The sequence below is a fragment of the Pseudomonas sp. NPDC087185 genome, from assembly GCF_044744955.1.
In the GTDB taxonomy this organism is placed as follows: Bacteria; Pseudomonadota; Gammaproteobacteria; order Pseudomonadales; family Pseudomonadaceae; genus Aquipseudomonas.
Genome location: NZ_JBIUZK010000001.1, coordinates 1,054,615 through 1,071,787, shown reverse-complemented (window position 1 = coordinate 1,071,787; position 17,173 = coordinate 1,054,615). Strand labels below are relative to the sequence as shown.

Here is a 17,173-nt window from a genome sequence, read left to right as displayed (position 1 = left end):
AAAGATGTACCGAAGTTCAGTTCCGCGATAGCTCAGTCGGTAGAGCAAATGACTGTTAATCATTGGGTCCCTGGTTCGAGTCCAGGTCGCGGAGCCAATCTCGGGGTGTAGCGCAGTCCGGTAGCGCGCCTGCTTTGGGAGCAGGATGTCAGGAGTTCGAATCCCCTCACCCCGACCATTTTCAGGGTCGTTAGCTCAGTTGGTAGAGCAGTTGGCTTTTAACCAATTGGTCGTAGGTTCGAATCCTACACGACCCACCATGTAAAGAGGGCATCTCGACAGAGATGCCCTTTTTCTTTTGTCTCGCGAAAAGTGTTGGCCAGCACCGCCAACCGCAGGCGAAAAAAAAGGGCCGCATCAGCGGCCCCTTTTCAGCACGATCAGTGCAACTTCAGCCGCGGCTCCGTGCCCCGGCCAATCTTGCTGCCCAGCATCATCATCGCCGTGCGGAAGAACCCGTACAGCGCCATCTGGTGCATGCGGTACAGCGATACATAGAACATCCGCGCCAGCCAGCCTTCCAGCTTCACGCTGCCCATCAGGTTGCCCATCAAGTTACCTACCGCCGAGAAGCGCGACAGCGAAACCAGCGAGCCGTAGTCCTTGTAGGCGTAGGTCGGCAGCGGCTTGTTCTCCAGGCGCGCCTTCAGGCTCTTGGCCAACATTTCGGCCTGCTGGTGAGCCGCCTGTGCACGTGGCGGCACATTGCGGTCACTGCCGGGCTGCGGGCAGGCGGCGCAGTCGCCAAAGGCGAAGATGTCATCGTCACGGGTGGTCTGCAGGGTAGGGCGCACCACCAGCTGGTTGATGCGGTTGGTTTCCAGGCCGTCGATGTCCTTGAGGAAGCCTGGCGCACGAATACCGGCAGCCCACACCTTCAGGCTGGCCTGGATCACTTCGCCGCTGGCCGTCTTCAGGCCATCCGCCGTCACTTCGCTGACCGCAGCGTTGGTCATCACCGTCACGCCGAGTTTTTCCAGGGTCTTGTGCACCGGTACGCTGATGCGCTCTGGCAGCGCCGGCAACACGCGCGGGCCCGCCTCGATCACGGTGATGTGCATGTCCTTGGGCTGGATGCGGTCCAGGCCATAGGCGGCCAGCTCATGGGCGGCGTGGTGCAGTTCTGCCGCCAGTTCGACACCGGTGGCACCGGCGCCGACGATCGCCACGCTGATCTGCTGGCTGGCCTGGTCGCCTGCGTGGGCGCGCAGGTAGTGGTTGAGCAGTTGCTGGTGGAAGCGCTCAGCCTGCTTGCGGGTATCCAGGAACAGGCAGTGCTGCGCCGCGCCCAGGGTGCCGAAGTCGTTGGTGTTGCTGCCCACGGCAATGACCAGGGTGTCGTAACGCAGGGTGCGCGCAGGCACCAGCTCGCGGCCCTCTTCGTCGAGGGTGGCGGCCAGTTGGATTTGCTTGCCTTCACGGTCCAGGCCGCTCATGCGCCCCAGCTGGAAGTTGAAGTGGTTCCACTTGGCCTGGGCCACGTAGTTCAGTTCGTCTTCCGAGGAGTTGAGCGAGCCGGCGGCCACTTCGTGCAGCAGTGGCTTCCAGATGTGCGTGAGGTTGGCGTCGACCAGGGTGATCTCGGCCTGCTTGCGCTTGCCCAGGGTCTTACCCAGGCGGGTCGCCAGTTCCAGGCCGCCGGCGCCGCCGCCGACAATCACGATGCGATGAGTCATGGGGATATCTCATAAGGTTTACGGAATTCGTGGCCCTGGGGGCCGGCCGCAAACTGCATGAGGGGAGGGCGAGCGCGAGGCAGCTCATAGCACCAGTCCACTCAACAGGCGGCTGATGAGGCCCAACCCGATGGTCACCGCCAGCACCAGCACAAGGAGCAGCCATGGCCTGAAGGGCTTGCGCTCGACTTGGTGCTGAGGGGCTTGCAGGTACTCATCGACACGACGCTGATCTTCCGGATTCAGTCGGCTGGTCATGGCAGGGCCTCGTCAGGTAGACGTATGTGACTGCCTGAACGCTACAGCGTTCGGGCAAGTACTTGAGACAAATGATAAAGCTTTCTATCCCTGGCGCCGAGTGTACGCCATCGCAAAGACTCTCGGCACTGGATCAAAGACTGATGCCCACGTCGAACACGATGCTGCGCCCCAGGTTGCCACGCAAAAAATCCGGCGCGTCGGGGTGGGCGAACAGCACCCGGGCAAAGGTCGGCCCCACCAGTGACAGCGAGCGCCAGCCCTGGCGCAGGTATTCGGTGGGCGGCGGGAAATGGGTATTGAGGTCGAGTACTTCGCGCTTGAGGCTGGCGAAGGCGATGATGTCCAGCTCGCTCAGGTCCAGCCCGCGTTCCCGGTAGTTGTGCGCCTTCTTGCGCAGGGTCGGTGCCAGCCGCGCCAGCAGCTCGGTGGCGGCGATGCGCCTGGGCCGTGCCTCGCGCCGCACCAACTGGGCCAGGGAAAAGGCACTGCGCCGGCGCTGCAGCTCTTCGCGCCACTCGTCGTTGAGGCGTCGCCCTTCATCAAGCACGAAAAACACCTCGAACGACGCATCGCGGAAGAGCACATCCGGTGGTTCCTGGCCGGCCGGGGTGAACTCTTCGCTGCGATAGGGGATGTTCAGCCCCTGTAGCAGGCGCTGGCATACCCATCGCTCCCGCTCCCATTTACGTGCATTGGAGAGGAACGCGTTGGCTTGTTCGGCCTGGATGGTGAGCAGGCGCAGGTAGTCTGAGTCATCCATGCAGACAAGCTTAGACGCTAAACCATGACGATAAGATGCTGTTTTGCAATGGGTGTAGACTCAGGTATGTCCACAGGCTCGACAGGGGCATTCATTACGTGATCAGCGCGCAGGTCTTGTCCGATACCAGCCTGACCCTCGGTTGGCTGGGTTATGTGCCTTTACTGGTGTGGGCGGCCAGCCGTACCCGCTGGCTGGAACTGTTCACCGACAGCCGCCGGCAGCACCTCCTGTTCGGCACGGTGTTCTGCCTGTTTGCGCTGTGGTTGGTGCGGCGCGACTTCGACACCGGTGTGTCGTACCACTTTATCGGCATGACCGCCGTGACCTTGCTGCTGGACTGGCCACTGGCGGTGCTCGGCGGGTTTCTTGCCCAGCTCGGTTTGCTGGCGCTTGGGCGCCAGGACCTGGCGGCACTTGGGGTCAACGGCTTGCTGCTGATTGGCCTACCGGTACTGGTCACCGAAGTGTGCGCGATCCTGGTCGAACGCGCGCAGCCACGTAATCTGTTCGTCTACATCTTTTGCTCGGGTTTTTTCCCTGCCGCACTGAGCGTGCTGGTGTGCCTGCTGGCAGGGCTGGGGTTGTTGTGGCTGGATGGGCTGTTCGCCATGCCCGAGTGGCTCAGCGACTTTGTCGGCTACCTGTGGCTGATGATGTTCCCGGAGGCGTTCATCAACGGCATGGTGATCAGTGCGCTGGTGGTGTTCAGCCCGGAGTGGCTGGAGACGTTCAACCGCACGCGGTACCTGCAGGCGCCGTGGAAGGATGAAGAGCGTTGATTTTGTGCTGGCTGTGCTGTCCTCTTCCCGCCGGGCCGCCGCGAAGAGGACAGCAAGCCCAGCTTGCAACTTGCTTAGTGCCGCGGCTCCAGGTCCCCCGAATACAATTCATCCTCGGACTCTTCAGCGCCAGCAATCTTGTGCTCCTCAGCCGCCCAGGCACCCAGGTCGATCAATTTGCAACGGTCAGAACAGAACGGCCGGAACGCGCTCTTCTCGTTCCATTCCACAGGTGCGCCACAGGTCGGGCAATCGACGGTCAATGGCTGGCTCATGGCTGGCCTCCTCGTAAAGTCAGGTAAAAGTGGTGCAGATGGTCGATCTGCGCATGCAGCGCGGCAAGGTCGCTGTCGTTGACCACCACGTCATCGGCATGGCGCAAGCGCTCCTCGCGGGCCAGCTGGGCCTTGAGAATCGCCTGCACCTGCTCGGCGCTGGTGTTGTCACGCAGCAAGGTGCGCGCCACCTGCAGTTCTTGTGGTGCATCGATCACCAGCACGCGCTGGGTTTTCTGGTACTGGCCAGACTCGATCAGCAGCGGCGACACATACACCGCATACGGCGACTCGGCCTTGGCCAGGTAGCTGAAAATCTCCTGCCCGATCAGCGGGTGCAGCAGCTGTTCCAGCCATTTGCGCTGGGCCGGGTCGGCGAAGATCAGCTGGCGCAACGCCGCACGATCGAGCTGGCCGTCGTCCAACAGCACGCCAGGGCCAAAGCGCTCGACGATGCTGGCCAGGGCTGGGCGGCCAGGTTCGACCACCCAACGTGCGGCCTGATCGGCATCGACCAGGTGCACGCCAAGCTCGACGAAGCGCTCGGCGGCGGCGCTCTTGCCGCTGCCGATGCCGCCGGTAAGCCCGAGTATCCAGGGGGTGAAGGCCGCAGTGGTCATCAGAATCCAAGCAGTTGCAGGTAGGAGGCGTATATTTCATCACCCCAGAGCACAGCAATCCACCCCGCAATGGCCAGATAAGGGCCAAAAGGTATCGCCGTGCCGACCGAATGCTTGCGAAGGCGCAGCAGGCACAGCCCGACCACCGCCCCGACCACCGACGACAACATCAAGGTCAGCGGCACCACCTGCCAGCCACCCCAGGCGCCGATCAGTGCCAGCAGCTTGAAGTCGCCGTAGCCCATGCCTTCCTTGCCGGTGATCAGTTTGAACAACCAATACACCGTCCACAGGCTGAGGTAACCGGCCACCGCGCCCCAGAGGGCATCGGGCAACGGCACCACGGTGTGGAAGGCATTGACGATCAGCCCCAGCCAGAGCGTCGGCAACACCAGCACATCGGGCAGCAGTTGCTGGTCATGGTCGATCAGGCTCAGTGCCAGTAGGCTCCAGGTGAGCGGCAGCAGGGCCATTGCTTGCAAGCCGGGCCCCGCATGCCAGGCGACCGTCAGCGAGAGCAGCGCACAGGCCAGTTCGACCAGTGGATAACGTGCGCTGATGGGGTGCTTGCAAGCAGAACAGCGCCCGCGCAAGGCCAGGTAGCTGAGCAGCGGAACATTCTCCCAGGCGCGGATCGGGTGCGCACAGTGCGGGCAGCGTGAAGCGGGCAGGCACAGGTCGAAACGCTCGTGCGCAACGGTCGGTAGCCCCAAAACCTCCTGCGCCTCACGCTGCCATTGGCGCTCCAGCATGATCGGCAGGCGATAGACCACTACATTGATGAAGCTGCCGACCAGCAAGCCGAGCAGCGCCGCCAAGGCCAAGAAGTACGCTGGCTGTTCAGCCAGGAAAGTCCATAAAGTCATGTTCAGATCAAACTACCCAACTGGAAGATCGGCAGGTACATCGCCACCACCAGGCCGCCGACCAGCAGGCCCAGGATCAGCACGATGGCCGGCTCCAGCAGGCTGGTCAACTGGTCCAGCGCCTGGCTGACCTGTTCCTCGTAATGGCTGGCGGCTTTCTCCAGCATCTGGTCCAGCGTACCGCTGGATTCGCCGATGGCCGTAAGCTGCACCAGCAATGGCGGGAACAGCGGCTCCACGGCCATTGCCTGGTTCAGCCCCTGCCCATTGGCCATGCCCTGGCGCAGCCGCTGAATCGCCTGTTCATGCAAATCGCTTCCGCTGGCCTTGGCCACCGTGCCCAGCGCATCCAGCAGCGGCACCCCGGCGGCATAAGCCGTGGCCAGGCTGCGCGCAAAACGGGCCAGCGCCGCCTGCGCGAGCAGCCCGCCGAACACCGGTAAACGCAGCACCTGTGAAGATATCCACAGGCGCGCTGGCGCATGGGTTCGATACAGCTGGCGCACCCCGAACACCAGTGCGAGGGCAGTGATCAGCAGCAGCGGTGCATGCCGCGCCAGCCCTGTGGACAAGTCGATGACCCATTGCGTGAATGCCGGCAGTGCCGCATCGAACCCGGCAAACAGGCTCTGAAACCGTGGAATCACTTCCAGCAACAAAATCGCCGACACGCCCAGCCCGGTCAGCAACAGCAGCAGCGGGTAGAGCATGGCCTTGCGCACCCGTTTGCGCAGCGCCTGGCCCTGCTCCAGCATGCCCGCCAGTTGTTCCAGTTGGCGGTCGAGCGTACCCGACTGCTCCCCCACCCGCACCAGGTTGCAGTACAACCCGTCGAACCACAGCGGATGGCGCTGCAGCGCATCGGCCAACCCCAGCCCCGACGCCACATCCTGTTTCAATCCCGCCAACAACGCCGCCTGCCCGGCGCTGCAACCACTGCGCCCCATCACCTCGAACGCCTGCAACAGCGGCACGCCTGCCTTGAGCAAGGTCGCCAGCTGCCGGCTGAAACCCGCCGGGTCGCTCTTCTCGCGCAGCTGTGGCCAGCGCCAGGCCAGCCTGCTGGCACGCCGCAGGCTGGCAACGCGAATACCCTGGCGCAGCAAGCCCGCACGCACATGCGCCGGGCTACGCCCCGCCACCTGGCCGCTGACCGGCGCCCCACTGGCATTGGTGCCATGCCAGGCATAAAGCTGTGTCGAATGGTTCATGCAAAGGTCCTTTTCTGCCCGTGTGACAAGCTTGGAAACAGCTTGCCGCATCCATGAAGGGGCGCGCGTCCGTGATGCTCACTAGAGTAGTTCAGCGAAGATGACGCCCCGGCAGGCAGGGGTGACAAAAGGTGTCTGTTCAGGCCTACTGCGCCGCTGCCAGCCGGGGTCGAGAGTGACCTCAATGCATACGCGTATCAAAAAGGAAAACGTTCATGAAAGGGCAACGCGGTATCACCCTTATCGAACTGATGATCGTCGTCGCGATCATCGGCATCCTGGCGACCATCGCCATCCCGATGTACACCAACCACCAGTCCCGCACCAAAGCCACCGCCGGCCTGCTGGAAATCTCCGCGCTGAGGACAGCCATGGACCTGCGCCTGAACGAAGGCAAGGACGTGCCCGACGTGGCCGCACTCGGCGGCCAACCCGCGACCGCGCACTGTGCGATCACGGCCCAAGGCACGGCCGCCAACGGCAACGGCAGCATCGTCTGCACCCTGGTCGACGCGCCTGCCAACGTGGTCGGCAAAGCCCTCACCCTGACCCGTTCGGCCAGCGGTTGGAGCTGCGCCACCACCATCGAGGACGATCTGGCGCCGAGCGGCTGCAAAGGGGCGTGAGGGCAGGGCAATAAGTAGGGGAAACAGGGGTTTGCGTAACGAGTGCCGCAGTGGTACGTTGCGCTACACGCCGGTGTAGCTCAGTCGGTAGAGCAGCGCACTCGTAACGCGAAGGTCGCAGGTTCGATTCCTGTCTCCGGCACCACATCCAGCTCCACTGCATTCCGCTGAATGCTTTGGAAGCCCTCTAAACCGGCCTTCTGGCCAATTTATCGTTTCCACGACCCTCCGTCGGGAACCAACTAAATCCCCAATAACCGGGGATATTTGTGGGATACAGCTACGCAGGGCTGCAGGCACTGAAAGGTATGTTCGGCGGTGATCATTAAGGCACGCTGATCGGTAGCTGGCATTCGTGAAATGGTGCAGTTCCGAACAGTAACTTTTAACCGCTAGTGCGCGAGTGCTTGATTTATAAATATGATAATTTGATTGTCGTGATTTTAGTAGAGCACTTTTTTACGGCGCTCTACTCACCAGTCGCGTGTTGTTTTTATATTTTAAAGTGTGGGTTTTATGCGCAGATATTTCCCAGTTGTGGATGAATAGACTGGTAAAATGCGTGTGTCCAGTTATTTACTGAGTTGGCCTTGGTTTGCTGTGTTATAAAAGTTTCGAGCTCTGCTTCTCTTTGGTCAGGTGTTAATTTGTCGGAAATTATTCTTTCAATTTTAGGGGCTTCTTCTGATGTGGCCTTTGCAGTAGAGTATGAGAAACGCTATTTCCTGAGCTTGGAGAGTCTCTAGGAGACCAGGGGCGATTCACAGCAAGGGGACTAAACATTCCCTAGGAAGAACTCATTAAAGTCGCCGCTGAGTAGAAAGGAGCGTCGTTTGAGGTGTTTAGGCCATAAGTCGGGTGCCTACGGGGCAGGAGGGGTTTGATCTAATCTTTCTTCGTTATAGTTTAAGGGGGAGCAGGGGGGAGTGGCCCTGCATTTGATGCAATGCAAATGGACCGAGAATAGGGCAGGCTAGGCTAGCGAGGGTGAAGAGGCACGACAGGTATAGTGTGTGCGGTTGCCCGCCATTGCTAAAAGCAACGAGACCTAATCCTTCCGATGCGAGCACCCGATCTCATAAGTAGCCACCTTGCGGTGTAAAGCCCATCGTGCCTCTTCATCAAGTATCCTAGCCAATTAGTAACCGCTAAGCAATTCCTTTTTCTCTAGGACTGTCAAAAGATCGAAGCTTCGCCAGTTAACAAACCAGATGTTTTCGTCAAAGAATTTTAGTAGGGTTTTCAGTTTTTCTTTTCCTGGCTTACTGTTATGCACTAGCTCATGTAGGCGAATAGCAGTTTCTTTCCGAAGCTCCACGTCTATGTAAGGGCAGGTCAATAAGTCCAGTACCAAGTGAATCTTATGCGAGTTGACCCGTATGTCGTCTAGGTAAATCAAGTGATGCTTTATGCTCTTTTGGATTTTGTTTTTGGCTTCTATATAGAATGACTCTTCCCCGATATAGTAGAGTAGACTGATTATCTCAAAGTAATTCAGGTGGTCATCTGAAGAGAGTTTGGCGATACCATGTAATGCTTCTTTGGGTAGGAGATATTGTGGCCCAAGCTCTTTGCATAAGGCTAGAATATTCATCGCTTCTAATAGGCTAACATTTCTGTCTGTAGATAATGTTCCTAGATGTCCACTCCCCGTAAAAAACTCCTTGCATAGCTGGTATATAAGGGTTTTGATATTGTCGACTTCGTGCGGCATATGTTTTTCGTAGAACATGCAAGCAAGCTTCACTGCTGTGCAAAGCTTGACAGATGAACGGTGGCTCGGGTTGATGCTGTAGAAGTGGAATATTGCACGAATTGTGAAGCTGTAAAAGTTTGTAAATGCTTGGAGTTTAGGCTCCAAGTTTGTTCGGTTTATATTTTCGTCGGTCGCCGAGATAATTCGGTTGCTCAACCAGCCGACTACATAGCCACTAATGAGTTGATATGCGTCTGGGTCAGAACTGCAGGCTGCTTTAATGTCATCAATGAAATGCAATGTAACAGTTTTTTGATTCGACAGCTTTCGCGGCGAGCCATAATCTTCGCCTTCGAATAATGATTCTTTAAGAGAGAAAAGTCTCCGTTGTACCGACCTGAGAGATTTGGTTTTAGAGGTAATAAAGGGTCTTTCTGCTTTTAGGGTCTTAGACTCATTGATGTTAAGCTTGTATGCTTTGCACTCTGATTCGATGGTGTGCGCAACTTGATTTGAAACAATGTCCGAGTTTGAGAATATAAAGAAGTCATCTACATATCTTCGTATGGTGTAGTGAGTGTCTACTTTGTATCCCAGGGCGAGCAGTTTCTTTTCTACTCGTTCATCTATCTCTTGGAATATGATCTCGGCAAAAATTCGGCTAATCTCAGGTCCAATTGGAATGCCAGCCGTCTCATTGTAGTTTGAGCAGCGCATGGTTGTATCGAAGATGTCACCAAAAACCCCATCTATTCCTATGTGGCGCTTAGTGTACTCTTTCGTCTTTATAGCCCACGCTATTGAATGAGTATAAATGCTGTCAAAGCACTTTGAAATGTCCATGGACCAGAATTGAGAATATTTCTTTTCTAAGCTCAGGTAGTCAAAAGATTCAAAAAATTTATGAAGCCGGATGTTCTCTCCGTACGCAAAGTAAGAAGTAAGATGGCGGTCGCTTAACTCGGATTCAGCCGAGGCTATCTTGTCGGACCTGTACTTCTTTATGTTTTCTTGTTGGTTTTTTATGAAGTATTTGCTGGTTACTTTTAGCGGTGCTCTTAGGCTGAACTTGCTTTTAGTGCAGCAAAGTAATATTTGGTTGTCAAACTTTTTGTATAGTTCAACAAAGTGTAGCTGCGAGCGAGGATGGATTAAAGATAGGGTGCGGGGCGATTCAAAGTCTTTTCTTATGTTGTAAACGTAGGGTATAGAGAATTTTGGCTCTTTTGGGTCTGTGAGAAGATGAATAATTATCTTTTTTATGTCCTCAGGCCTTTCGTCTAGTCTCTGAACTTGTTTGTATAATCCGAAGTTGTCGAAGATGACGGGTGTTTCATAGGGGCAGGTCTCAGTTAATAGTATGCGCCCATAGTCCTGCTTACGAACCCGCTGTGATGGCTTGCTTATACTCATAACCAAACCTTTTTTATTACTTCGAAGCTCTTGTACGAGAAAGAGTGGAAGCGCTGACTGTCAAATCCAGTTTTAAAGCTATATCCGATCAACATTTTTCGTCTTCGCATTGATAGCGCTTTTTGTATTCTTTTGGAAAGTGGGAAGTCGTTTGAAAAGATCAGTCCCCTGAAGAATCGGTCTAGTTTTAAAAGGGCACAGTCAACGCTTGTGTTTTTATGGATGTAGTTAAAATATATTCCGGTTTTGATTGTTATCTTTGTCGTGGGGTCGCGAATCTCATAGTTTCCGGTTATTGCGCGTATTCTGTTTTTCAAAAGCTTAAAGTCGCTGGCTTTTCTTTTGCTTCCAATATAGTTGGTGAATGACTTGATAAGCCTTGATTGAAGTTTAAGAATTTTATTCTCTGATATGTCAACTAACACTTCGCGTCGGGATGCGCCGAGCAGTACGTCGTTTGTGCTGTTGTTTGAGATTTTAATTCGATAGCCGAGATAGCTGAGTTCGTAATACCTTTGTACGGATTCGTTTCTCTTTTTTGCAGAGTGAATCGGAGGTATCGGGTAGAAGGAACGTTTTTCCCCGTCATGCAGAACTAGTTCTGAAGGTAAGCATTCGGTAACGAACTCATCGAATATTTCTTTGTCCTTTCTGTCGGATGTAATGGCAATGACATCATCGACAAACCGTCCGTAAAAAAATACGTCATTATCATGTCTTATTGATTGGTCAAACTCCAGCATGCGTAATTCAGCTAAGGCACCGCTAATGGACAGCCCTCTTGGTAAGCCGGGTATTTCATAGATGTCTAGTATGTTGAAAAGCTTTTGAATTAGGAGTATGGTTTGCCAAGTACAGATCCCATCGCTTATGATTTTTTCTAATAATAGCTTTCGGTCGATGCTCTCATAAAAACTTTTGATGTCGTAGCGATACACATTATATCCCAGGCACTCTTGCATTATTGAGATACTATTGCTCACAAGAAACTGTCTATTTGTCTGCGAGGCGGGGTAAGCCGAACGAATGTTTTTAGCCAAAAGTCTTGCGATAAGAGTATCTGTGATATCTCCGAAGCCGTAGCCAAACTTACTTCCAAGGCGGAAAGAGGTAATGCCTGAACAAAATGCGGTTCCGCTTAATATACGTTGCGACGACGCTGTCGCGGCTTTTCGTCGAGCATCAGAAACGTTAAGGCTGCCATCCTTGCATTTGTCAGCGAATGTTATTCGTCGACCCAAATTCGTGGGCGTATACGGCTGTTCTCTCATCGCTGTTGCCGTCCCATTTCCTGCCTCTATGTGATTCCAGAACGGTATCAAAGCCAATTGCTAAATGCCATGACGACGGAGGATCAGTCGGAGCACTGTTTAGGGTGGGTGTATTGTTGCCCAACATTAGCAGATTGTGCGCCCCGGTCGCGGCGACCAGCAGAGCCCGCTTGGCCGCCTCCTGGCCTTGTACCTCCGACAGGTCGAGATAGGGCCGGTCGGCCAGGACCAGCCCGTTGGCCTTGAACGGCACCAGGGGCGCGGTGCCGGTGAAATGCCCGACCAGCTCCAGCAGGTGCTCCGCCGCGATCACCGTCAGCTCGTTGGCCAGGCTGGCTTCCTCTGCATTTACCCGAGGCACCACCAGGCAGCGCCCGGCGTCACGCGCCGCAAGCGCAGCGGGTAACACCCCTTGTACCGGCCGCAATTGGCCGATTGCTGCCCCTCGCAAGAGGGGCAGCTATGAGTCGTTTTATGCCTTAGCCACTTAGGAAAAGCGGGGAGGCGTAGCTCACATTGAAGCTTAAAAATTCCTGATTCGATTCCACGGAAAGCCATAACTAGCTGATTTTTTTATAGATACCCTATGAGGTACAGCTAGAAATCCACCAAATTCCAGCCCCGCAAAAATCGGGCCCTCACGACCAACACCCGTCCGTCTGTCTCCGGCACCACATCCAGATTGGCCAGTGGCGGTTTCTCGCTAATTGGCACCTCAGAAAAGCCCGCCTTGTGCGGGTTTTTTGTGGCTGTTTTTTAGCCTCCGCATCTTTGTGTTTTGAATAGAGGGGCGCGGTTTTCCACTTACGGTTGAATGATTTTCTAGGCAACTATCAGACTGCCGATCAGGTTTTGATCAACGTTTACGGACTACCCCGATTCTATCCAGATAATGCCTTTTCGCTTTTGAGAAAATTTTGAGATGCCCGCTCATCCACTGTTGGGCTCCCCAGCACTGGCTGACCCACCCCAGATTTGTCACAATCGCGCTTTACTGATGGCGTTGTGATATCGCTTCGTGACGCACTCATTTTGGATAGGTGGGAGGCAGAGTGTTAGATCGCGAGTTGATTGAGTTGTCAGCCAGGTCCATCGGGCTAGAGCTGTCATTCCAGAATGGCTCGGCAGGCTATTACCGAGATTTCGGAGACTGCGTTGCCTGGATTCCGTGGGACCCGATCGTGGATGGGGCTGATGCCATGCGGCTTGTGGTGCAGCATGGCATGCAGATAAATGCCGGTGTTGTGAGCTGCCGGGTTGGCGCCCACCAACGAGAGCATCTTCGGGCTTACCCTACAGCGGCAAGCGCGGAAACCGATGTTGATCTCGCAACCCAGGCACTTTGCAGGGCGATTGCTGAGGTCGCGGCAGACATTCACAACGCCAGGGTCGCTGCTTAAGCTTAAGTCAGCGTGGTGGACTGCACAGGCAATGCGCGGCAAAACGAGTTTGTTGCAAGGTAATGCTGGGGAGTCTTGATAAGGCCGGTCGCGGAGCTTTGGTAATCCGTAAGTTTTGAACGGTTGGTCATGAGGGCTAAGAGGCATGACGTGCACCGACGGTGGGCTCAGCCGAATCACCGGTGCAGCAGCGATTTTTCTCTTTCGTGGCGGGATTCTTCCCGCCTGGCCCGATGGCCAGGCAAAGCGCTTGAACTCGGGATGCATTGGAACCGACAGTGCGGTTTCAGCATCTTTGATTCACATGCGCCGAGGGCGGTCGGTAAGACGACCAGCGAGGCGCAGCGTTGAACGCCAGAAGGAGTACTGCCTGTGAGTGCAGAGCAAAAACGCAGAAGCACCATCAACCCGCCCGTTTTCTTTACCAGCGCAGTGCTTGTCCTGTTACTGGTGCTATACGCCAGCCTGTTCCAAGAGCCTGCCCAACGTATTTTCGAGCACGTGCAGCAATGGATCGTCACCAACGCCAGCTGGTTCTACATCCTGGCCGTGGCGGTGGTGCTGATCAGCGTGGTGTTCCTGGCGGTTAGCCGTTATGGCGATATCAAGCTGGGCCCGGACCACAGCGAGCCGGACTACGCCAACAAAAGCTGGTTCGCCATGCTGTTTTCCGCAGGCATGGGCATTGGCCTGATGTTCTTTGGCGTGGCCGAGCCGGTGATGCACTACATCAACCCGCCCGTGGGTGACCCCGACACGGTGGCCGCGGCGCGCGAGGCGATGAACATCACGTTCTTCCACTGGGGGCTGCACGCCTGGGCGATCTACGCCATCGTCGCGCTGATCCTGGCGTATTTCAGCTTTCGCAATGGGCTGCCGTTGACCCTTCGTTCGGCGTTGTACCCGTTGATCGGCGAGCGCATCTACGGGCCGATCGGGCATGCGGTGGATATCTTCGCGATCCTGGGTACTGTGTTCGGGGTGGCCACCTCGCTCGGTTATGGGGTGCTGCAGATCAACAGCGGCCTGAACCAGTTGTTCGGCCTGCCGATCAGTACCACGGTGCAGGTCATCCTGATTGCCGTTACCTGCGCACTGGCCACCTTGTCGGTCGCCAGCGGGCTCGACAAGGGTATCCGCATCCTGTCCGAGCTCAACCTTGGCCTGGCAGTGGTGCTGATGCTCTTCGTGCTGGCGGTGGGGCCGACGGTGTTCCTGCTGCAGGCCTATGTGCAGAACACCGGGGCGTACCTGTCCGATATCGTCAACAAGACCTTCAACCTGTTCGCCTACGAGCCCACCGACTGGATCGGCGGCTGGACCTTGCTCTACTGGGGCTGGTGGCTGTCCTGGTCGCCCTTTGTCGGGCTGTTCATCGCGCGGATTTCCCGTGGCCGTACCATTCGCGAGTTCGTCTGCGGTGTGCTGTTGGTGCCGACCGGGTTCACCTTGCTGTGGATGACGGTGTTCGGTGATTCTGCCATCCACATGATCATGCATGGCGGTGCCCAGGAGCTTGCGGGGGTGGTCGAGCAGGACAGTTCGCTGGCGTTGTTCGCGTTTCTGCAGCATTTCCCGTGGTCGACGGCGGTTTCGATGCTGGCGGTGCTGATGGTGGTGGTGTTCTTCGTCACTTCGGCAGACTCCGGCGCGTTGGTCGTGGACATGCTGGCTTCGTCGGGCAAAGGCCATTCGCCCTTGTGGCAGCGCGTGTTCTGGTCGGTGACCATGGGCGCGGTGGCCATCGCCTTGTTGCTGGCCAACGGCCTCAAGGCGCTGCAGGCCGCCACCATCGCCAGCGCCTTGCCGTTCGCGGTGATCCTGTTGTTTGCCATCTGGGGGCTGTTCAAGGCACTCGGGCTGGATGCCACGCGGCGAGGGCTGCGCACCCAGGCCATGCCCGGGCAGCGCCAGCATCGCCAGGGCCACGGTGGCTGGCAGCGGCGCCTGCGTAACATCGCCATGATGCCGCGCAGGGCGCACGTCACCCGCTTCATCACCGAGGTGGTCAAGCCGGCCTGCGAGGAAGTGGCCCAGGAGCTGCGCAAGCAAGGCTACGACGTCACGGTCGAGGAGCGCGAAGATGGCCGTGTTGCGCTGGAGCTTTCCCACGCAGGCGAAGGGCGCTTCAGGTACGAGGTACGGCCTCGTGCCTTCAATTCCCCCAGCTTCGTACTGCGCGACACGGACGAAGGCAGCGATGCGCGCAAGTACTTTCGTGCCGAGGTGTATCTGCGTGAAGGAGGCCAGGATTACGACGTGATGGGCTGGAGCCGTGAGGATGTGATCGGCGACATACTCGATCAATACGAACGTCACCTGCATTACCTTCATGTGGTGAGTTGAGCCGATACGGGCGGGCTGGCCAACGGCAACGTTGGCTAGCCGTTCAAAAAAACGCATCGAAAGGCAGGGCTGGCAAGCGCGATTGCCTTAGAATTCCACGATGCCGCCAAGGGTCTCTGGTCTGGCACTGCGAGCGACCTGCACCGCACCGTGGCGACTGCTCAACGCTGCCGATCAAGGAAAAGTATTATGGCTAAGCCACACCACTGGAATGACTGGGTTGACGGAGTGAGCCTGGTCCTTCGGACCGTCGTTTACGGCCCACTGCTTTACATCATTTTCATGCCCTGGCTGTGCCTTGCGCTCGTCAGCGCTGGGGCAGTTCCGTTCCTGCCTGGGTTTTTCCGGGCGATGGCCGCGACAGGGTGGCTGGTGGCTTCGGGGCTTACGGTGCTGGCCATTCTGATCAGCGTGGTTCGGGCCAGCCTACGCAAGCGTAAGCGCAGGGCGGAATTGGCTGCCAAAGGCCGGTGAGCATCAGGATGCTTGAGGACCAACGCATCAGGCATAGCACACCACCTGGAGGCACGAAGCGGCCTTATTCCCAATCGCGCAAAGCCGCCACGGGTGTGGTAATGCGCTCGGCGAACGAAACCTGAGTCAGAGAGAATCCCTTACTGCTTGCAACGTTCAAGTCGTTGCTATAGCGGTTTGCGAAGCATGAAAAAGCCCGGCACTCAGGCCGGGCTTTTTCACATCAGGCTAACGCCAATCAGTTGCCGTACACCGGCAGCTGCTTGCAGATGGCCTTGACCTTTTCACGCACGGCGTCGATGACGGCGTCGTTGTTCAGGTCGGCGAGGATGTCGCAGATCCAGCCAGCCAGTTCCTTGCACTCGGCTTCTTTGAAGCCGCGGGTGGTGACGGCTGGGGTGCCGAAACGCAGGCCCGAGGTCACGAACGGGGAGCGTGGGTCGTTCGGCACCGAGTTTTTATTGACGGTGATGAAGGCCTTGCCCAGGGCCGCGTCGGCGTCCTTACCGGAGATTTCCTGCTTGATCAGCGACAGCAGGAACAGGTGGTTCTGGGTGCCGCCGGAAACGACGTCGAAACCACGCTCGATGAACACGCTGGCCATGGCCTGGGCGTTTTTCACCACTTGCTGCTGGTAAGCCTTGAACTCAGGCTGGAGGGCTTCCTTGAAGCAGATGGCCTTGGCGGCAATCACGTGCTCCAGCGGGCCGCCTTGGGCGCCTGGGAAGACGGCAGAGTTCAGCTTCTTCTCGATGTCGGCGTTGGCACGGGCCAGGATCAGGCCGCCACGCGGGCCGCGCAGGGTCTTGTGGGTGGTGGTGGTGACCACGTCGGCGAACGGCACCGGGTTCGGGTACACGCCAGCGGCAACCAGGCCAGCCACGTGGGCCATGTCGACGAACAGGTAGGCACCGACCTTGTCGGCGATTTCGCGGAAGCGTGGGAAGTCCAGCACTTGCGAGTAGGCCGAGAAGCCGGCAACGATCATCTTCGGCTTGTGCTCTACAGCCAGGCGCTCGACTTCGTCGTAGTCGATCAGGCCATTGCCGTCGATACCGTACTGGATAGCGTTGTACAGCTTGCCCGACGAGCTGACCGAAGCACCGTGGGTCAGGTGGCCGCCGTGGGCCAGGCTCATGCCCAGGATGGTGTCACCGGCCGACAGCAGGGCCAGGTAGACCGCGGCGTTGGCTTGCGAGCCTGCGTGCGGCTGGACGTTGGCGTAGTCGGCGCCGAACAGCTCCTTGGCGCGGTCGATGGCCAGTTGCTCGACCACGTCGACGTACTCGCAACCACCGTAGTAACGCTTGCCTGGGTAGCCTTCGGCGTACTTGTTGGTCAGGACCGAACCCTGAGCTTCCATGACCGCTGGGCTGGTGTAGTTTTCCGAAGCGATCAGCTCGATATGCTCTTCCTGGCGCAGAGCTTCTTGCTGCATGGCTTCGAAGAGCTCGGCGTCGTACTTGGCAATGGTCAAATCACGGCTGAACATAACG

14 protein-coding genes, 4 tRNA genes and 1 pseudogene are annotated in these 17,173 nt (G+C 57.1%); 8 read left to right on the top strand and 11 right to left on the bottom strand.

The window, feature by feature from the left end; all coding sequences use genetic code 11:
* Positions 1-21 precede the first annotated feature (21 nt).
* The 3 genes from ACIPIJ_RS05110 to ACIPIJ_RS05100 all read left to right on the top strand — a co-directional run bounded on the left by ACIPIJ_RS05110 (position 22) and on the right by ACIPIJ_RS05100 (position 260).
* Positions 22-97 (top strand) — tRNA-Asn (locus ACIPIJ_RS05110).
* Positions 98-101: 4 nt separating this feature from the next.
* A tRNA-Pro gene (locus ACIPIJ_RS05105) sits at positions 102-178 on the top strand.
* A gap of 6 nt (positions 179-184) precedes the next feature.
* A tRNA-Lys gene (locus ACIPIJ_RS05100) sits at positions 185-260 on the top strand.
* 120 nt (positions 261-380) lie between these two features.
* On the opposite strand, the gene ACIPIJ_RS05095 is transcribed toward ACIPIJ_RS05100, so the two are convergent.
* The 3 genes from ACIPIJ_RS05095 to ACIPIJ_RS05085 all read right to left on the bottom strand — a co-directional run bounded on the left by ACIPIJ_RS05095 (position 381) and on the right by ACIPIJ_RS05085 (position 2,697).
* Entirely contained in the window at positions 381-1,676 is a 1,296-nt protein-coding gene (locus tag ACIPIJ_RS05095) for an NAD(P)/FAD-dependent oxidoreductase (protein WP_401073306.1), read from the bottom strand.
* An 84-nt stretch (positions 1,677-1,760) separates the two neighbouring features.
* Positions 1,761-1,934 carry a DUF3094 domain-containing protein gene (locus ACIPIJ_RS05090; RefSeq protein ID WP_346615901.1) on the bottom strand — a complete coding sequence of 58 codons (174 nt, stop codon included), beginning with the start codon at positions 1,932-1,934 and terminating at the stop codon, positions 1,761-1,763.
* A gap of 133 nt (positions 1,935-2,067) precedes the next feature.
* The gene (locus ACIPIJ_RS05085) at positions 2,068-2,697 is read right to left on the bottom strand and encodes a DUF1780 domain-containing protein (protein WP_267818893.1); all 630 of its coding nucleotides are present in this window, start codon (positions 2,695-2,697) and stop codon (positions 2,068-2,070) included.
* Positions 2,698-2,732: 35 nt separating this feature from the next.
* On the opposite strand from ACIPIJ_RS05085, the gene ACIPIJ_RS05080 reads away from it, so the two are divergent.
* A complete protein-coding gene (locus tag ACIPIJ_RS05080) occupies positions 2,733-3,479 on the top strand; it encodes an energy-coupling factor ABC transporter permease (RefSeq protein WP_401073302.1) in 747 nt (248 codons plus the stop codon).
* Between the two features lie 74 nt (positions 3,480-3,553).
* On the opposite strand, the gene yacG is transcribed toward ACIPIJ_RS05080, so the two are convergent.
* The 4 genes from yacG to ACIPIJ_RS05060 are packed head-to-tail and all read right to left on the bottom strand — an operon-like array spanning position 3,554 to position 6,451.
* Positions 3,554-3,754: a DNA gyrase inhibitor YacG gene (gene yacG / locus ACIPIJ_RS05075; RefSeq protein ID WP_401073300.1), complete on the bottom strand. Its 201-nt coding sequence runs from the start codon at positions 3,752-3,754 to the stop codon at positions 3,554-3,556.
* Entirely contained in the window at positions 3,751-4,374 is a 624-nt protein-coding gene (gene coaE / locus ACIPIJ_RS05070) for a dephospho-CoA kinase (protein ID WP_401073297.1), read from the bottom strand. The genes yacG and coaE overlap by 4 nt, the downstream gene beginning before the upstream one ends.
* Complete coding sequence (locus ACIPIJ_RS05065; protein WP_401073294.1) at positions 4,374-5,240, bottom strand: prepilin peptidase; 867 nt, start codon at positions 5,238-5,240, stop codon at positions 4,374-4,376. Before ACIPIJ_RS05065 ends, coaE begins: the two co-directional genes overlap by 1 nt.
* A 2-nt stretch (positions 5,241-5,242) precedes the next feature.
* Positions 5,243-6,451 carry a type II secretion system F family protein gene (locus ACIPIJ_RS05060; RefSeq protein WP_401073291.1) on the bottom strand — a complete coding sequence of 403 codons (1,209 nt, stop codon included), beginning with the start codon at positions 6,449-6,451 and terminating at the stop codon, positions 5,243-5,245.
* Between the two features lie 215 nt (positions 6,452-6,666).
* On the opposite strand from ACIPIJ_RS05060, the gene ACIPIJ_RS05055 reads away from it, so the two are divergent.
* Positions 6,667-7,077: a pilin gene (locus tag ACIPIJ_RS05055; RefSeq protein WP_401073288.1), complete on the top strand. Its 411-nt coding sequence runs from the start codon at positions 6,667-6,669 to the stop codon at positions 7,075-7,077.
* 69 nt (positions 7,078-7,146) lie between these two features.
* Positions 7,147-7,222: transfer RNA gene (locus ACIPIJ_RS05050), tRNA-Thr, on the top strand.
* 993 nt (positions 7,223-8,215) lie between these two features.
* Here ACIPIJ_RS05050 and drt3b read toward each other — a convergent pair.
* The 3 genes and pseudogenes from drt3b to ACIPIJ_RS05035 form a co-directional block, all read right to left on the bottom strand.
* A complete protein-coding gene (gene drt3b, locus ACIPIJ_RS05045) occupies positions 8,216-10,186 on the bottom strand; it encodes an antiviral reverse transcriptase Drt3b (protein ID WP_401073285.1) in 1,971 nt (656 codons plus the stop codon).
* On the bottom strand, positions 10,183-11,457 hold the full coding sequence (gene drt3a, locus ACIPIJ_RS05040) for an antiviral reverse transcriptase Drt3a (protein ID WP_401073283.1): 1,275 nt from the start codon (positions 11,455-11,457) through the stop codon (positions 10,183-10,185). Before drt3a ends, drt3b begins: the two co-directional genes overlap by 4 nt.
* Before the next feature lie 118 nt (positions 11,458-11,575).
* A pseudogene (locus ACIPIJ_RS05035) lies at positions 11,576-11,899 on the bottom strand (ATP-binding protein); the annotation flags it as partial.
* Positions 11,900-13,229: 1,330 nt separating this feature from the next.
* Between ACIPIJ_RS05035 and ACIPIJ_RS05030 the strand changes: the two are divergent.
* Together ACIPIJ_RS05030 and ACIPIJ_RS05025 are read left to right on the top strand one after the other, a co-directional pair.
* Positions 13,230-15,203 carry a BCCT family transporter gene (locus ACIPIJ_RS05030; RefSeq protein WP_401073280.1) on the top strand — a complete coding sequence of 658 codons (1,974 nt, stop codon included), beginning with the start codon at positions 13,230-13,232 and terminating at the stop codon, positions 15,201-15,203.
* Positions 15,204-15,392: 189 nt separating this feature from the next.
* On the top strand, positions 15,393-15,677 hold the full coding sequence (locus ACIPIJ_RS05025) for a hypothetical protein (RefSeq protein WP_401073278.1): 285 nt from the start codon (positions 15,393-15,395) through the stop codon (positions 15,675-15,677).
* Positions 15,678-15,915: 238 nt separating this feature from the next.
* On the opposite strand, the gene glyA is transcribed toward ACIPIJ_RS05025, so the two are convergent.
* A complete protein-coding gene (gene glyA / locus ACIPIJ_RS05020; RefSeq protein WP_401073275.1) occupies positions 15,916-17,169 on the bottom strand; it encodes a serine hydroxymethyltransferase in 1,254 nt (417 codons plus the stop codon).
* Between the last annotated feature and the right edge of the window lie 4 nt (positions 17,170-17,173).

Excerpts from the sequence above, each read along its gene's own strand:
- ACIPIJ_RS05095 (WP_401073306.1), bottom strand. The coding sequence starts at position 1,676 with ATGACTCATCGCATCGTGATTGTCGGCGGCGGCGCCGGCGGCCTGGAA.
- ACIPIJ_RS05090 (WP_346615901.1), bottom strand. The coding sequence starts at position 1,934 with ATGACCAGCCGACTGAATCCGGAAGATCAGCGTCGTGTCGATGAGTAC.
- ACIPIJ_RS05085 (WP_267818893.1), bottom strand. The coding sequence starts at position 2,697 with ATGGATGACTCAGACTACCTGCGCCTGCTCACCATCCAGGCCGAACAA.
- ACIPIJ_RS05080 (WP_401073302.1), top strand. The coding sequence starts at position 2,733 with ATGCTGTTTTGCAATGGGTGTAGACTCAGGTATGTCCACAGGCTCGAC.
- yacG (WP_401073300.1), bottom strand. The coding sequence starts at position 3,754 with ATGAGCCAGCCATTGACCGTCGATTGCCCGACCTGTGGCGCACCTGTG.
- coaE (WP_401073297.1), bottom strand. The coding sequence starts at position 4,374 with ATGACCACTGCGGCCTTCACCCCCTGGATACTCGGGCTTACCGGCGGC.
- ACIPIJ_RS05065 (WP_401073294.1), bottom strand. The coding sequence starts at position 5,240 with ATGACTTTATGGACTTTCCTGGCTGAACAGCCAGCGTACTTCTTGGCC.
- ACIPIJ_RS05060 (WP_401073291.1), bottom strand. The coding sequence starts at position 6,451 with ATGAACCATTCGACACAGCTTTATGCCTGGCATGGCACCAATGCCAGT.
- ACIPIJ_RS05055 (WP_401073288.1), top strand. The coding sequence starts at position 6,667 with ATGAAAGGGCAACGCGGTATCACCCTTATCGAACTGATGATCGTCGTC.
- drt3b (WP_401073285.1), bottom strand. The coding sequence starts at position 10,186 with ATGAGTATAAGCAAGCCATCACAGCGGGTTCGTAAGCAGGACTATGGG.
- drt3a (WP_401073283.1), bottom strand. The coding sequence starts at position 11,457 with ATGAGAGAACAGCCGTATACGCCCACGAATTTGGGTCGACGAATAACA.
- ACIPIJ_RS05025 (WP_401073278.1), top strand. The coding sequence starts at position 15,393 with ATGGCTAAGCCACACCACTGGAATGACTGGGTTGACGGAGTGAGCCTG.
- glyA (WP_401073275.1), bottom strand. The coding sequence starts at position 17,169 with ATGTTCAGCCGTGATTTGACCATTGCCAAGTACGACGCCGAGCTCTTC.